Annotated in this window: 14 protein-coding genes; 6 read left to right on the forward strand and 8 right to left on the reverse strand. The window is 47.7% G+C overall.

Features of this window, described 5'->3' with window-relative positions:
* Positions 1 to 38 precede the first annotated feature (38 nt).
* The 4 genes from D6M16_RS17370 to D6M16_RS17385 all read left to right on the forward strand — a co-directional run bounded on the left by D6M16_RS17370 (position 39) and on the right by D6M16_RS17385 (position 3,809).
* A complete protein-coding gene (locus D6M16_RS17370; RefSeq protein ID WP_420812263.1) occupies positions 39 to 833 on the forward strand; it encodes an enoyl-CoA hydratase in 795 nt (264 codons plus the stop codon).
* 79 nt (positions 834 to 912) lie between these two features.
* A complete protein-coding gene (locus D6M16_RS17375; RefSeq protein ID WP_120513242.1) occupies positions 913 to 2,064 on the forward strand; it encodes an enoyl-CoA hydratase/isomerase family protein in 1,152 nt (383 codons plus the stop codon).
* 54 nt (positions 2,065 to 2,118) lie between these two features.
* Positions 2,119 to 3,033, forward strand: a complete 915-nt coding sequence (gene mmsB, locus D6M16_RS17380) for a 3-hydroxyisobutyrate dehydrogenase (RefSeq protein WP_120513059.1) — start codon at positions 2,119 to 2,121, stop codon at positions 3,031 to 3,033.
* A gap of 17 nt (positions 3,034 to 3,050) precedes the next feature.
* Positions 3,051 to 3,809 (forward strand): SDR family oxidoreductase, encoded by a 759-nt coding sequence (locus D6M16_RS17385; RefSeq protein WP_120513060.1) that lies wholly within the window; start codon positions 3,051 to 3,053, stop codon positions 3,807 to 3,809.
* Positions 3,810 to 4,094: 285 nt separating this feature from the next.
* On the opposite strand, the gene D6M16_RS17395 is transcribed toward D6M16_RS17385, so the two are convergent.
* The 7 genes from D6M16_RS17395 to D6M16_RS17425 all read right to left on the reverse strand — a co-directional run bounded on the left by D6M16_RS17395 (position 4,095) and on the right by D6M16_RS17425 (position 10,791).
* A complete protein-coding gene (locus tag D6M16_RS17395) occupies positions 4,095 to 5,018 on the reverse strand; it encodes a LysR family transcriptional regulator (protein ID WP_120513061.1) in 924 nt (307 codons plus the stop codon).
* 229 nt (positions 5,019 to 5,247) lie between these two features.
* Positions 5,248 to 5,841, reverse strand: coding sequence for a hypothetical protein (locus D6M16_RS17400; protein WP_120513062.1), 594 nt, complete (start codon positions 5,839 to 5,841; stop codon positions 5,248 to 5,250).
* Complete coding sequence (locus D6M16_RS17405; protein WP_162941096.1) at positions 5,838 to 6,422, reverse strand: hypothetical protein; 585 nt, start codon at positions 6,420 to 6,422, stop codon at positions 5,838 to 5,840. The genes D6M16_RS17400 and D6M16_RS17405 overlap by 4 nt, the downstream gene beginning before the upstream one ends.
* Positions 6,419 to 6,886, reverse strand: a complete 468-nt coding sequence (locus D6M16_RS17410) for a hypothetical protein (protein WP_205576926.1) — start codon at positions 6,884 to 6,886, stop codon at positions 6,419 to 6,421. The genes D6M16_RS17405 and D6M16_RS17410 overlap by 4 nt, the downstream gene beginning before the upstream one ends.
* Positions 6,887 to 7,008: 122 nt before the next feature.
* A complete protein-coding gene (locus tag D6M16_RS17415) occupies positions 7,009 to 7,476 on the reverse strand; it encodes a hypothetical protein (protein ID WP_205576927.1) in 468 nt (155 codons plus the stop codon).
* A gap of 122 nt (positions 7,477 to 7,598) precedes the next feature.
* Positions 7,599 to 8,189 (reverse strand): hypothetical protein, encoded by a 591-nt coding sequence (locus D6M16_RS17420; protein ID WP_120513066.1) that lies wholly within the window; start codon positions 8,187 to 8,189, stop codon positions 7,599 to 7,601.
* Positions 8,182 to 10,791, reverse strand: coding sequence for a phospholipase effector Tle1 domain-containing protein (locus D6M16_RS17425; RefSeq protein WP_120513067.1), 2,610 nt, complete (start codon positions 10,789 to 10,791; stop codon positions 8,182 to 8,184). The genes D6M16_RS17420 and D6M16_RS17425 overlap by 8 nt, the downstream gene beginning before the upstream one ends.
* A gap of 362 nt (positions 10,792 to 11,153) precedes the next feature.
* Between D6M16_RS17425 and D6M16_RS17430 the strand changes: the two genes are divergently transcribed.
* Positions 11,154 to 11,810, forward strand: a complete 657-nt coding sequence (locus tag D6M16_RS17430) for a glutathione S-transferase family protein (protein WP_120513068.1) — start codon at positions 11,154 to 11,156, stop codon at positions 11,808 to 11,810.
* A gap of 155 nt (positions 11,811 to 11,965) precedes the next feature.
* A complete protein-coding gene (locus D6M16_RS17435; protein WP_120513069.1) occupies positions 11,966 to 13,159 on the forward strand; it encodes a DEAD/DEAH box helicase in 1,194 nt (397 codons plus the stop codon).
* Between the two features lie 69 nt (positions 13,160 to 13,228).
* On the opposite strand, the gene D6M16_RS17440 is transcribed toward D6M16_RS17435, so the two are convergent.
* Positions 13,229 to 14,098: a lipase secretion chaperone gene (locus D6M16_RS17440; protein WP_120513070.1), complete on the reverse strand. Its 870-nt coding sequence runs from the start codon at positions 14,096 to 14,098 to the stop codon at positions 13,229 to 13,231.

A 14,098-nucleotide genomic window follows, 5' to 3' on the forward strand; every position in this document is an offset into this window, starting at 1 on the left:
TTACAGCGCACGCAATTAATGAGAAAGAGGGCGGGATGATGAATCCACTGACACAAACAGGCGGCCCGATTGAGGTGACGATTGATGGTCATGTTGCGGTACTGACCATGAATAACCCGCCAGCCAACACCTGGACGGCAGACAGTCTTAATCTGCTGAAATCTCTGGTTGAAGCACTGAATACAGACAAATCCATTTATGCTTTGGTGCTGACGGGAAAAGGTGAGAAATTCTTTTCTGCCGGTGCCGATCTCAAACTCTTCGCCAGCGGCGATAAAGGCGTGGCGGCTGACATGGCGTATTGCTTCGGCGAGGCCTTTGAAACCTTGTCGTCCTATCGGGGAGTCTCGATTGCTGCGATTAACGGTTATGCCATGGGCGGTGGCCTTGAAGTGGCGCTGGCCTGTGACATCCGTATTGCTGAGGCCCATGCGTTGATGGCACTGCCGGAAGCCAGTGTCGGTCTGCTTCCTTGTGCGGGTGGCACGCAGAACCTGGCCTGGCTGGTGGGTGAAGGCTGGGCAAAACGTATGATTTTGTGTGGTGAGCGGGTCGGGGCCTCACAGGCGCTGGACATCCGTCTGGTTGAAGAAGTGGTGGCTTCAGGGCAAGGTCTGGAAACAGCAATGAAACTGGCGGCGGAAGTCGCGAACCAGTCACCTACGGCGGTCACAGCCTGTAAAGCATTGATACAGCAGGCAAGATTTGCGCCATTACATCAGGGTCTGATTCAGGAAAGGGAGCGTTTTGTTCGCCTGTTTGATACTGCCGATCAACAAGAAGGGGTGAATGCGTTTCTGGAGAAACGTGCGCCTGCCTGGAAAAACGAATAAGACAGAAATACTGGATGTCGTGTCCGCCATCATGGTTATGGCTGGCACGCAGCATGAGAAGATCATGAATGGAGAGATCATGACAGGAACAATGAAATTTAACGAGCTGGAATGCGCAGACGGTTCCCGTATTGGTATCGCAGCGCTGGAAAATCCCGCTGCACTGAATGCACTCACACTGCCTATGCTCAAGCAGTTAAGCACTCAATTGGCTGACTGGGAAAATGACAGCAATATCGTGTGTGTTTTACTTCACAGCGAGCACAGTAAAGCCTTTTGTGCCGGTGGGGATGTGCGTGCTATGTACCACGCCATGATTGAAGCTGATGCCCACAAGCAGGCCGGCGAAAGTGGTGCATCGCCTGAAGCTTTTCTGACTGAGTATTTCAGCGTTGAGTATCGCTGTGATTATCAGATCCATCAGTACAAGAAACCGCTCATTGTATGGGGGGAAGGCATTGTGATGGGCGGCGGTATCGGCCTGTATATGGGAGCGAGCCACCGGGTAGTGACTCCAACCAGCATACTGGCAATGCCGGAAGTTACGATTGGCTTGTATCCGGATGTTGGCGGCACCTGGTTTCTGAATCAGTTACCTCCCGGTATCGGACTGTTTCTGGGGCTGACAGGTGCACGAGTGAATGCCAGCGATGCCCTCGATCTGAAAATGGCGGATTATATTTTACTGGCTGAGCATAAACAGGCTGCGCTTTCCGGTTTGCAGGCCATTGACTGGCAGCAGGCTGGGGATTCAGATAAGGCTGTCACATCGTGCCTGAGTCAATTGGCGGAGTCGGCGAAACCATCATGGCCACCCAGCCAGATGATCCCTTATTTCCCTCAGATCCAGGCTGCCAGCGTAGGGCGTGATCTGAATGAAATCTGTCAGCAAATTCAGGCTATTGATGGTTTAGGTACCTGGTTGGAATCCGCAAAATCGACCCTGAAACACGGCAGTCCTGTCACTGCGCATATCTGCTACCGGCAAATGACAGACTACAAAGCCCTTTCTCTGGCTGATTGTTTCCGTCTTGAGCTTGGCTTGTCTGTTCGCTGCGGGATGTTGGGCGAGTTTCAGGAAGGCGTCCGGGCACGATTGATTGATAAGTGCGGAGAACCAAAATGGATTTTCCCCACTGTGTCGTCAGTAGATAGCAGCGTAATTGATGATCTTTTTGCACCTATGTGGAGTGATGATGATCACCCGCTGCGTGACTTAGGCGCAGAGTAATACCTGCACCCTACACATAGACCCGGGCTTACAGAGTCTGAACAGGAGTGTGTTATGGCAGCAATTGCATTTATTGGATTAGGCAACATGGGCAGCCCGATGGCGAGGAATTTACTCAGCGCGGGCTATCACGTCAATGTTTACGATATCAATACAGACGCGGCTCGTAAGCTGGAAAAAGAGGGGGCTAAAGTGGCGTCCTCTTTAAAAGAAGCAGTAACCGGAGCGGATACCGTGATCACCATGCTGCCGGCAGGTCAGCATGTCCATGATGTTTATCTGGGGCCAAAAGGTCAGCCTGAAGCAGGCCTGCTCAATCTGGTTTCGGCCGGCACTTTTCTGATTGACTCTTCCACTATTGATCCTGCAACGGCAAAAGAAGTGGCCAGTCATGCCCAGCAGCATCAGCTGGAGTTTGTTGACGCACCTGTCTCTGGCGGTGTTGCCGGTGCTGAGGCAGGTACGTTGACATTCATTGTTGGTGGAACGGATTCAGCCTTTCATCGTGCAGAAGCCGTTCTGCAGCATGTGGGAAAGAATATCTTCCATGCGGGACCGGCCGGTGCCGGGCAGATGGCAAAAATCTGCAATAACCTGATGCTGGCCGTCCAAATGGCCGGTGCCTGTGAAGCGATTAATCTGGGTATGGAAAACGGACTGGATCCCAAGGTGTTGTCAGACATCATGCTGCAAAGCTCTGGTCGTAACTGGGTACTGGAACTATATAACCCTTGTCCCGGAGTGATGGAAAATGCACCTGCCAGTAAAGGCTATCAGCCTGGGTTTATGAGTAAACTGATGCTCAAAGATTTGGGACTAGGAATGGATGCCGCACTGCAAAGTCAGACGGCTGTGCCGATGGGGGCACTGGCGCGTAATCTGTATGCTTTTCACAATGCGAACGGCAATGAGCAGCGCGATTTTTCCAGCCTGTTTGAGTTTTATCACGGTGAAGCAAAACAACCTTAATGTAAAAGGAGATCAGTATGGATTTACGAAATGCTGTGATTGCAATCACCGGTGCTGGCCAGGGTTTAGGGCAAATGATGGCTGTGACACTGGCGCAGGCAGGTGCGGACTTAGCCTTGATAGATTTGAACCAGGAAGGGCTCGCGCAAACGCGGACCCAATGTCAGATGTTAAGCAGTAAGGCATTGACGTATGAAGCGGATGTGACACAGGAAAACCAGGTCGAGCGGGTATTTGATCAGATCATTGACGATTTTGGTCAGTTGGATGGTTTAGTAAACAATGCCGGTATTCTGCGTGATGGTTTGCTGGTAAAAGTGAAAGATGGCGAATTAACGAAAATGTCGCTTGAACAGTTCAATGCCGTGATGACAGTTAACAGTACAGGGACTTTTCTCTGTGGTCGGGAAGCTGCTGCCCGCATGATCCAGACGGAGCGGCCTGGAGTGATTATTAATATTTCCAGTGTCGCCAGAGCCGGAAACTTTGGTCAGACTAACTATGCCGCTTCCAAAGCCGCCGTAGCCACTATGGCTGTTTGCTGGGCAAAAGAGTTGGGACGTTATGGCATTCGCGCCGCAGCTATCGCGCCGGGCGTTGTCAAAACGCCAATGGCGGAGCAAATGCCGCAGGAAGCGATAGACCGGCTTGAAAAAATGATCCCGCTAAAGCGTGTTGGTCAGGCCAAAGAAATTGCTCATGCGGTGAAATTTATTCTGGAAAATGACTATTTCACCGGCAGGGTACTGGAAGTGGATGGCGGTATGAGAATGTAGTTTACCGTTTACCGTTTACCGTTTACCGTTTGACTAATGCTTCAGGCAATACGGGCCATAATTGGCCCGTAACTTTTGTCGGTAAACTAGGGGCCGTACACGATAGCGTACAATGCGAGTCCGCCACCAATGACCAGCATTAGCAGCGACAGGTAAACAGTAATTTTCGTCAGTATAGACATCCATTTAGGCTGGTTTTCAGGCATCGTCTTATTGTCTTAGGTTTATGTATATGGCAGTTTTCTGTCGCGGGACAATGCCACAAAACAGACGGTCAGGCGAGTGCTATTCACATTTGATTGCAGTTTTCATCATTGTGATCCCACGCGGTTTTTCTATGGGCTGTGAATCACACTGGATCACTGGCGGATTGCGCTGAAACGCATGGCTTATCGATTTAGCCTGCTGGGCAGTCAGCCGGGATTGTGAGCGGGAGGCCAGCGCCAGCACGATATCAATATTAGGCAGTGATGGCAGCCAATCGGCATTAAGCACCTTTAAATCCGGCGCCATACTGCTTCGTGCCATTGCCCCGATGGCAAGTCCGGCTCTAACCATACCGCGTTGTGCTGTCGCACTGCTGCTGCAACTGATCAGATCAAAGCTGATTTCCTGCTTCATCAAGCCATCCAGTGCCGCGGCATGAAATTTACAATCTGCCTGAAAAAGCGCAATGGGCAAAGGACGACGATGAAGTAAATCGATTTGTGAGGTGCCGTACCATACGCCCTGATCGTGCATCAGAAAGTGACCTTCTTCCGAGTCCGGATGGCGTGTCAGCATGGCGGCATGCAATTCACCTTTATCCATCAATTGCCGCAAACGCACACTGGATGCACAGGTGACATGTATCTGTACCGGGCCTAGTTGCTCGCGAATCAGGAAAACAAGGTGCGGCAGCAGGGTTTCAGCATAATCATCCGGACAACCTATCAGCAAAGGTTGGGTGTCAGCGTTTGATTTCAGGCTGGAGACCGCCTCGTCATGAAGGCTTAACAATCGGCGGGCATAACTTGCGAGTTGTTGTCCCTCGTGAGTTAACACCAATTGGCGACCTTCACGTTGAAACAGGCACTTATCTAATTCCTGCTCGAGTTTTTTCATCTGCATACTGATAGCAGACTGTGTTCTGAAGGTCTGTTTTGCTGCCCGGGTAAAACTTCCTGTATCGATAAAAGCGAGAAAGCTGCGCAGCGCATCAATATCCATGAGTGTCCCTGACGAAAGTCCATTTAATAGTCAGGTAAGCATACAGCGAGTGTGGCCAGAATGTCACTAAGCTAAAAACCAGTATAAAAAACACAGGCAGCCATGAAGGCTGCCTGTGTGAGTGACAGGTGAGGGGCCGAGAATACCCGTCTTTTTGACAGGCAACGGCATAGTCAAACAACGTTTAATGGTATTTCTTCTTTCAATTAAAGCCGCTGTCAGCCCGTTTTTATTTGTCGTATGGTGATCCAGGAAACGGAGTGTCGGAGGCTTCGCCAATGCCGTCGAAGAGTACGACAACTTCGGTGGTGTTATCCGGTGAGCGGACTACCCAACCATTGGGGTCGGCGTTCTCTTTGGGAGTGCAGTCCATACGATATGAATAACAATTCATCGAATATAGAACACGTACTCTTTCACTGTCTACGACAACTCTAATCCTTGTATTCAATGTTTTATGGTTTCTGTAGTAATTACGGAGTGTTTCAATTTTTTGCTTTGCCAGATTGCTGTCAATAGGTGTAGAGATGCGATAAAAACCAAATAATTCATCTTCATCAGCATGATATTTGGCCCAATACCCGTCAATGTATTTAGGAATTCCAATGCTGCCGATATCTGCACTAGCTCCCGAATAGCTACTTACGGCACCATGAGCAAAACTGGCTCCTCCACCTTGTGTATCTTTTATGTACATTAATTTGATGCTGTGATAACCGGTTGTACTTCCGGCAGTTCCAATCGAAGCAATAGATGCTGGTTTGTTGGAACAGCCTACAAACAGGCTGCATATCAGGGGTATGATAAAAAGTTTGTTATTCATTTATCGTATGGTGACCCAGGAAACGGAGTGTCGGAGGCTTCGCCAGTGCCGTCGAAGAGCAATACGAGTTGAGTGGCATCATTTGACTGATGAATAACCCAGCCATTAGGGTCAGCATTTTCTTTCGGGCTGCAGTCCATACGATAAGAAAAGCAATTCATTGTGTAATACAGTCTAACGCGTGGTCCATCAACAACTAAATGCATACTAGTGTTAAATGTTTTATGGTTCTTGTAGTAATTACGGAGTGTTTCAATTTTTTGCTTTGCCAGATTGCTGTCAATAGGGACGGATAAGTAATAGAACTTTTCGAATGAATCCCAGCCTTTGGACCAGTAACCTTTAATGTTGCTAGGAATACTTATGTGCCCAATATCTGCGCTAGCCCCCGCGTAACCACTGATTGCTCCATAAGCAAAACTGGCTCCTCCCCCTTGGATATCTGTTACTTGCATCATTTTGATAATATGCGGACCTGATGTGCTGCCAGCGCTTCCAGTCGAAGCAATAGATGCTGGTGTGTTTGAACAGCCTACAAACAGGCAACATGCTAGGGGAATGATAAAAAGTTTGTTATTCATTTATCGTATGGTGACCCAGTAAACGGAGTATCGGAAGTATCGCCAGTGCCGTCGAAGAGTACGACAACTTCGGTGGTGTTATCCGGTGAGCGGACTACCCAACCATTGGGGTCGGCGTTCTCTTTGGGAGTGCAGTCATCCAGCTTTGAAAAGCAATTCATTGTGTATAGCAGGCGAACGCGCGGGCCGTCTACAATTAACTGCATTGCAGTGTTTGCTGTTTTAAAGCTCTTGTAATACTCTCGAAGAGCATTAATTTTCAGCCCAGCAAGCTTGCTATCTATTTGTTTGCTTATATTGTAAAACGCTGTAAATTTCTCTCCTTCTATATTGTATTTAGCCCAAAACCCTGTGATTTCGGCAGGCGTGCCGATAGCACCAATATCTGCACTTTTTCCGCTGTAACTGCTTATCGCACCATAGCCAAAGCCAGCATTTTCACCTGTTATATCTTTTATGTTCATAACCCTAATACTGTGGTAGCCGCTAATGCTTCCAGCGCTTCCAATCGAAGCAATAGATGCTGGTTTGTTGGAACAGCCTACAAATAAGCTGCATATCAGGGGTATGATAAAAGGTTTGTTATTCATTTATCGTATGGTGATCCAGGAAACGGCGTATCGGAGACTTCGCCAATGCCGTCGAAGAGTAATACGAGCTGAGTGGCATCATTTGATTGATGAATAATCCAGTTATTAGGGTCAGCATTTTCTTTCGGGCTGCAGTCCATACGATAAGAAAAGCAATTCATAGTGTAATACAGTCTAATGCGTGGGCCATCAACGATTAACTGCATACTTGCGTTAAATGTTTTATGGTTTTTGTAGTAATTACGGAGTGTTTCAATTTTTTGCTTTGCCAGATTGCTGTCAATGGTTTTATTAATACGATAGAAAGCTGCGAAACCATCTTCATCCGCATTATATTTAGCCCAATAACCGCCTATATAGTTAGGTATACCAATGCTGCTGATATCTGCGCTTTTTCCTGGATAACTACTTACTGCACCATAGCCAAAACCCGCATTTGCACCTGTCATATCTTTTATGTTCATAACCCTAATACTGTGGTATCCGGTGGTGCTGCCTGCTGTGCCAATCGAGGCAATAGGTACTGAGGTATTTGAACAGCCTGTAAACAGGCTGCAAAACATGAGTAGGAGAAAGAGTTTGTAATTCATTTATCGTAAGGCGAGCCAGGAAACGGTGTATCGGAGGCTTCGCCAGTGCCGTCGAAGAGAACGACAACCTCTGTGGTGTTATCCGGTGAGCGGACCACCCAACCGTTAGGATCGGCGTTCTTTCTGGGGGTGCAGTCATCAAATTTTGCATAACAGCTCAATGTATAAATGAGACGAACACGCGGGCCATCAACAGTAAGTACCATAGCTGCCAGATAATCCCCGTGATTCTTGTAATAGTCTCTTAATGTGCTGATTTTCTTTTCTGCCAGTTTACTGTCGATTGAGGCCGTAATATGGTAGTACTTTTCATAGCTATCCCAGCCTTTAGACCAATACCCTTGAATGAAGTTGGGTATACCAATTGATCCAATGTCTGCACTTTTACCTGGGTAACTACTAACTGCACCATAAGCAAAATTTGTCCGGCCGCCATTTGTATCGGTCACAGTCATCCGTTTAATAATATGCGGACCAGTGGTACTTCCTGCATTTCCAATCTCTGCAAAATTTTCAGTAAAAGGGGAGAATGAACATGCAGAGAGAGCTATGCACGAACCCAATAATATGGTTAACCATTTAAGCATTTTCGAATATTTCCCTTACTATTTTATCGTCATCGTTTCGATTAGGTTTATTCACAAGCCACTCATAAACCTCAAAGTAACCAGGGTTAATGAGTGCGTCATGTGGGCGATGGATCCATTTGTGACTGTGTTTTTCTACGTTGGCTTGCCAGTGCTCTTGTGAGATGCTCCCCACCGGAAGAACGGCTAGTTTCTGCCAAAGTTGCTGAATATCGTCGTCTGTGACAAAGTCTTTGGGTTGCTCGTAAGCGGATGCAATCCATTTTATCCCGATGCTTTCCGCCTGTTGTTTCATGCGTTCCTGAGTGAGACCGGATAGTGCGTTGTTGACCGGTTGCAGGCGGTAATAATGCAACATGGCTTTATCTCGTTTGATCGCACCATATTGCCCATACGATTCCTGGCAGTGCTGTATCCAACCTGGCTCTCTCTCAGCTATGAAGAACTCTAGGTATGGAATCAATTTACTGTCTGGGTTATCCGGAACCGTTCTCACTCCGTCACTGGTATGAATTACTTTACCGACCAGTGATTCTGATTTGATCCATTCTCTGTTGTAAGTCGTGAGCATGGGGAATTCATATCGTTCGTCCAGGCCTTTTTTATTGTACTGTTCAATGGCGGAATAGCCACCACCGACATCCGAGTGTGCACCAGGGAAGACTTCCTCATAAAAGTTGTCTGGCAGTGTACCCTTGGTTTTCAGTGTCGTTAATGGAAAGTTCACGCGAAATTCGTGATGTGCGCACAATTGCACAACGCTTTGCGCACAATCAGGCTGTAGTACAAGTTGGAAGTTGCCTTCATCGGCATTGCCGGGCCAGTAAAATGAACCGACCGTGTCGAACAGTCCGACAAATCGGACACTGACTTGCCGTGAGGTATCCAGTTCATAGCCTTGCTCACTGTTAAACCAGTGAGGGTCTTCTGTTCCTAACAGGTTGGGGGTGATACCGAGAGAATCTTTCCCTCGACGTCTGCGTGTGTAATCGGGAAGACCCTTTAAGGCAGCATTGACAAAATGGCGGGCTAAAGCCGCACCACGACTGAAGCCGAAGACATCAAATTCAATATGGGTTATTGCATCATAAGAGCCTTCTGTATCTAACTTCTTAATAATGTTAGCGAGCTGTTTGAGCAAGTTTTGCCATTTGGCGAAGGCGCCTGTTGTATCAAAGACACCCAGTGCTTGGCCAAAGGTTTTTTCATCATCACCATCATCAATCTCACCAGGATCTTGATGGGCACCATCAACAGTACCAACTCCCGATACATAGATAGCATATGATTCTTCCTTTACATCAGGATAAGCCTCGAATAAGCGCCCGATATTCGAGCGGGACTTGTTACCATAGGTCTCTTTATACAAGTCATTGTCTTTGTTCTGTCCGGTGCCGTCGAAGAAGACACCGATTCGCAGGATGCGCTGTTTTACCTGCGTGGTATTAACGACAGGGGTTTGGGCGAGAATTTTACTGTTTTCCTGAATGTGTAGCAGGTCTGGCATCATGTAGCGCTGAGTGTAGGTGCCCCAGACATTGCCAAAAGGATACCCCTTTCCTGTTTCTATGTGGGTGAGCGGAGAGGGGATATCGGGTTGTTTGGATTGCGTGTTACTGTTCTGCTCGATGATTTTCAGCGAATCGCCGATCTGCAGTGTAAGGGGATCATCATTGTACTGCGGGTTCAGCTCCAGTAACTCTCTGGCAGTCAGACCGTATTGTTCCGCAATATCCGACCAACTCTCACGTTGTCGGGTATCTGGCTGCATTTTGACGGTGTGATGTGTTTTCGCTGCGGTATTTTCTGGCGGTGCGGCTTCCTGAGTACTGCGATCAAGCAGTGCCTGCGTTCGGCTGGCGACAATACTCTGCATATCAAGCGCAACGGCATGCTCGTCCAGCCAAGCCGGCGAGATAGTAGCAAATTCGTCGTCAGAGAGCTTTTGTTTACGAAACAGTATGTACTGATCTGAGACAGGCTGCCCTTCGATTTTATAGGGCAGCAGCAGGCTGCTGTAATGATGATCCGACAATAACTCGTCGGTCAGTGTGGTGGCGTCAGAAAGGGTGAATTGAAAGCTCCACCTGTCTTCACCGGTCAGCTTACATTCTTTGACCAATTTGCTGTCGCAAAAATAATAAAAGTAGCCAAGTGTTGGCCAGCCAAGCCATTTTTCTGACTGTACGGCTAACTTTACCGGGACAAATTCTGCGTTGATGTAACCGGTGTTTATTGGCCGAGGTTGAATACTATAAGAAGATGCTAAGCCCGACTGCTGGAAAGCCTCGTGTAAAAGGTGTTTTTCTTCCTGTGCAACACAAGCTGCCGTCAGCAGACAATGGCCGTTTTTCCACGGTGACTTTTTCCAGCTTGTTACTGCGTTTTCTGCGTCGGTACGTTTCAGGGTCCAGCTTCCCACTTGCAGTGTCGACAGTTCTGGCGGTGAGCAGAGTATCAGCAAATTACATTCAAACTGCGCTGTTTCCAGTGCGGTTTCACTTAATGTTTTAATCGGCGGTTTGCTGGAAAATATTTGCTCATCCAGTGGTTTGTAACCCGCTTTTACGAACTGTTTTGGTTTGTTCCGATTTAATGACATTGTGATAGTAATCTGTGATTGTTTTTTGAGATTTTACAATTCTAACCTATTGATGTGAAATAATTATTCTTAGGGTATGTGTCGTATTGGCCTGTCATTTTCACTCTTTTTGCAGGCAATTTATTAATTGCGTAGTGGTTCGCAAATAAAAATTTAATGTTGGTCAGTTGAAAGCGTGTAAAAGAGTCCTGAATTCTCTTTGCATGTAAGGACTGAGCAGGTGTGCCAGCAACATCAGGATAATTGATGAATATCTATTCGCAATCCTGATATGTAATATCAAAATTATGCGTTAGTCAGCGTAGCAGGAAAGACGTAGTGTGTACTGAAACGTAAGGTACTCTCCACTATGAGGACAAGATATGCAATTGATTATCGGCAACAAAAACTATTCAAGCTGGTCTTTTCGTGGCTGGCTGATGCTGGTTCAGAATGGTATAGCTTTTAATGAAAACAAGCTCACGCTGTTTACCGATAATTTTTACCGCACGCTGGAAGTGTACTCGCCGGCTGCGAAAGTACCTGTGTTAATCGATGGTGATGTCACGGTTTGGGATTCGCTGGCAATCTGTGAGTACATAAACGAAGCTTACTGTCAGGGACGTGCCTGGCCACAGGATAATATTGAGCGTGCTAAGGCGCGGGCAATAAGCTGTGAAATGCATTCTGGCTTTACTGCACTGCGTAATGAAATGCCAATGAACTGCCGTGCCCGACGACATGTTGAGTTGTCCCAGGCGGCACAGAATGATATCGCCCGGATTGATCAGATCTGGCGTGAGCAGATGCTGAAATACAGTGACAATGGTGGTTGGCTGTTTGGCGAATGGAGTATCGCGGATTGTATGTTTGCACCTGTCGTACTTCGTTTCAGAACATATGGCATTGAAGTCTCCGAGCTCAGCAAGCTCTATATGGATAAAGTGCTGCAGTCGGCACCGGTGAAAGCTTGGTTAAAAGAGGCTTTGCTGGAAACCGATATTGTGCCGGAAGATGAAGCGGGCACAGACGTTGTGTAAAAGGTTGGATGTTGTCTCGATTTCCCTCTCAATCTTGGGGGAGGGAAATCGGAAGATAATTCTTCTCACTGGTAAGCATACTCCGTGGTAAACTCCCGCGCTTGATGTAGGGGCAGCTCTACTTTTACCGCGTTCAGATCAACCAGGGGCGAGTCATGCCATTTTCTACTCTCGGACTTAGTGCACCACTGAATAAAGCAGTGGCCGAGCTGGGTTACACAAAACCAACAACGATTCAGGCGAAAGCCATTCCTGTGATACTGGAAGGGCAGAATCTTATTGCTGCCGCCCAGACAGGTACAGGTAAAACGGCCAGTTTTGTGTTGCCAATACTGGAAAGACTGAGCCAAGGTCAGACCCAGCGCAAGAAACGTGTCCGTGCCTTAATTCTGGTGCCGACCCGTGAGCTGGCGATGCAGGTGGAAGAAAAAGTCACCCATTATGGTAAGCACCTGGGTTTAACGTCGCTGGCGATGTACGGCGGTGTTGATGAGCAGCAGCAAAAACAGCGTCTGATCGACGGTGTGGATGTGCTGGTGGCAACGCCGGGCCGTTTGATCGATATGTATGGTCAGCGTGCCGTCTATTTCGAAGAAATCGAGATGGTGGTGCTGGATGAAGCGGATCGAATGCTGGATATGGGTTTCATTGAAGCCATCAACAAGATTCTGGATCGTCTGCCCGCAAATACTCAGTTTCTGCTGTTTTCTGCCACTTTGTCGAATAAGGTGCGGGATCTGGCTAAATCGGTCGTCGATAACCCGTATGAAATCAGCATAGCGGCCAATCAGGCATCAAAAGCGAATATTTCACAATGGTTAATAACGGTTGATAAAGACAAAAAATCCGCGCTTTTAAGTCATCTTATTCTGGAAAATCAGTGGGATCAGGCATTGATCTTCATTGAAACTAAGCACGGTGCAGCGAAACTGGCTTCTCAGCTGGAAAAGCGCGGTATTGAAGCCGAAGCATTTCACAGCGGGCGCAGCCAGGCGATACGTGCTCAATTGCTGGCGGATTTTAAAGCAGGCAAGATCAAATACCTGATAGCGACTGGCGTCGGTGCCCGTGGTATCGATATTGAAGAGTTGCCGCGTGTGGTCAATTACGATTTGCCATTCCCGGCAGACGAGTACGTGCACCGTATCGGCCGGACCGGACGCGCAGATGCGGCAGGTGAGGCGATCTCTTTTGTGTCAAAAGATAACTTTAAGAATCTGTGTATGATCGAAAGCCGGCTTGGGCACTTAATTGAGCGTCGGGAAGTTGAAGGTTTTGCACCGAAAAAACCTGTGCCAGTGACTGTGCTCAATTATGTCCCGAAAAACAAACGTCCCCAAAAAGACTGATGCGAGACTGATCTCGTCGTCAATGTTTGTTAGTGTGCTCTGGCATGGCAGCCAGAGCATATCGCCACTTTACTGATTTTGAACCAATGATTGATTATCCCGAATCGATTCCAGAGCCTGGACACGACGGATCTGGCCTGCAGAAAACGAGGTCTGTCTGAGTTCATCCAGTGCCGTTTGCATATCATCCTTCGTCAGTTGGTTATCCGCAAAAATTGCATCCCGCTGCTGAAAATAGTACTCCAGCTTGGTTTGAAAATCTGCACGTGCTTTACGCAAAGTCACCAGCCTGTCTGCGGCTTGAGCCCCCACTAATTCTTGCTGTTTCAGGTATCTTTCCTGTTCGTCTAACGCGTTTGTGGCTTGAAGCTGTGACAACACTGCAGCATTTCTGTAGCTCTGCTGCATCTCAGGTGGCAGGGTAGTTATTTCCTGCTCCCAGGCGTGGTAGTAGTCATCCTGATTGATTATGTGCTCTTTTAATTCAAGCTGCCTTAAGGCGAGTTGCCGCTGTATATTTTCTTCACTAAACAGTCTTTGCTGTTCTTCGGAACTGAAAAATGCAGATTGGATTTGCATCACCTGATCGTTCAATCGCTGCAGGCTTTCAGTATTTAATGGATGCTGGTTGTCGGGGCTAAGATTACTCAGTGCCGCCCGATATTGAATGAATCGCTCAAACAGATCGTTGTCCAACTGATAAGCATCCGGCTGTCCGGCATTGTAATTACTGAAATGTGTTTTTAGTGTTTCAAGATCTGCCTCGCCAAGCCCCGACAGAAAATAATCAAACGTATCGCGAGAGGAGTAGGTATCTACCTTAGTGTCTTGCTGGGAAGGCACTTGTATAGCGGGTGCATCGGAGGTCGTTGGGTAGTAGAAACAGACCGTACTCGCTGCTGCTACTACACCTATGAGTGAAAGTACGGTCTTTTTCAT

This window comes from Photobacterium salinisoli (assembly GCF_003614885.1).
GTDB classification, from domain to species: Bacteria; Pseudomonadota; Gammaproteobacteria; order Enterobacterales; family Vibrionaceae; genus Photobacterium; species Photobacterium salinisoli.

Bases quoted from the DNA above. Each gene is read 5' to 3' on its own strand.
- D6M16_RS17430 (WP_120513068.1), top strand. From the start codon at position 11,154: ATGCAATTGATTATCGGCAACAAAAACTATTCAAGCTGGTCTTTTCGT.
- D6M16_RS17440 (WP_120513070.1), bottom strand. From the start codon at position 14,098: ATGAAAAAGACCGTACTTTCACTCATAGGTGTAGTAGCAGCAGCGAGT.
- D6M16_RS17370 (WP_420812263.1), top strand. From the start codon at position 39: ATGAATCCACTGACACAAACAGGCGGCCCGATTGAGGTGACGATTGAT.
- D6M16_RS17435 (WP_120513069.1), top strand. From the start codon at position 11,966: ATGCCATTTTCTACTCTCGGACTTAGTGCACCACTGAATAAAGCAGTG.
- D6M16_RS17410 (WP_205576926.1), bottom strand. From the start codon at position 6,886: ATGAACATAAAAGATATAACAGGTGAAAATGCTGGCTTTGGCTATGGT.
- D6M16_RS17375 (WP_120513242.1), top strand. From the start codon at position 913: ATGACAGGAACAATGAAATTTAACGAGCTGGAATGCGCAGACGGTTCC.
- D6M16_RS17425 (WP_120513067.1), bottom strand. From the start codon at position 10,791: ATGTCATTAAATCGGAACAAACCAAAACAGTTCGTAAAAGCGGGTTAC.
- D6M16_RS17415 (WP_205576927.1), bottom strand. From the start codon at position 7,476: ATGAACATAAAAGATATGACAGGTGCAAATGCGGGTTTTGGCTATGGT.
- D6M16_RS17420 (WP_120513066.1), bottom strand. From the start codon at position 8,189: ATGCTTAAATGGTTAACCATATTATTGGGTTCGTGCATAGCTCTCTCT.
- D6M16_RS17395 (WP_120513061.1), bottom strand. From the start codon at position 5,018: ATGGATATTGATGCGCTGCGCAGCTTTCTCGCTTTTATCGATACAGGA.
- D6M16_RS17405 (WP_162941096.1), bottom strand. From the start codon at position 6,422: ATGAATAACAAACTTTTTATCATTCCCCTAGCATGTTGCCTGTTTGTA.
- D6M16_RS17385 (WP_120513060.1), top strand. From the start codon at position 3,051: ATGGATTTACGAAATGCTGTGATTGCAATCACCGGTGCTGGCCAGGGT.
- D6M16_RS17400 (WP_120513062.1), bottom strand. From the start codon at position 5,841: ATGAATAACAAACTTTTTATCATACCCCTGATATGCAGCCTGTTTGTA.
- mmsB (WP_120513059.1), top strand. From the start codon at position 2,119: ATGGCAGCAATTGCATTTATTGGATTAGGCAACATGGGCAGCCCGATG.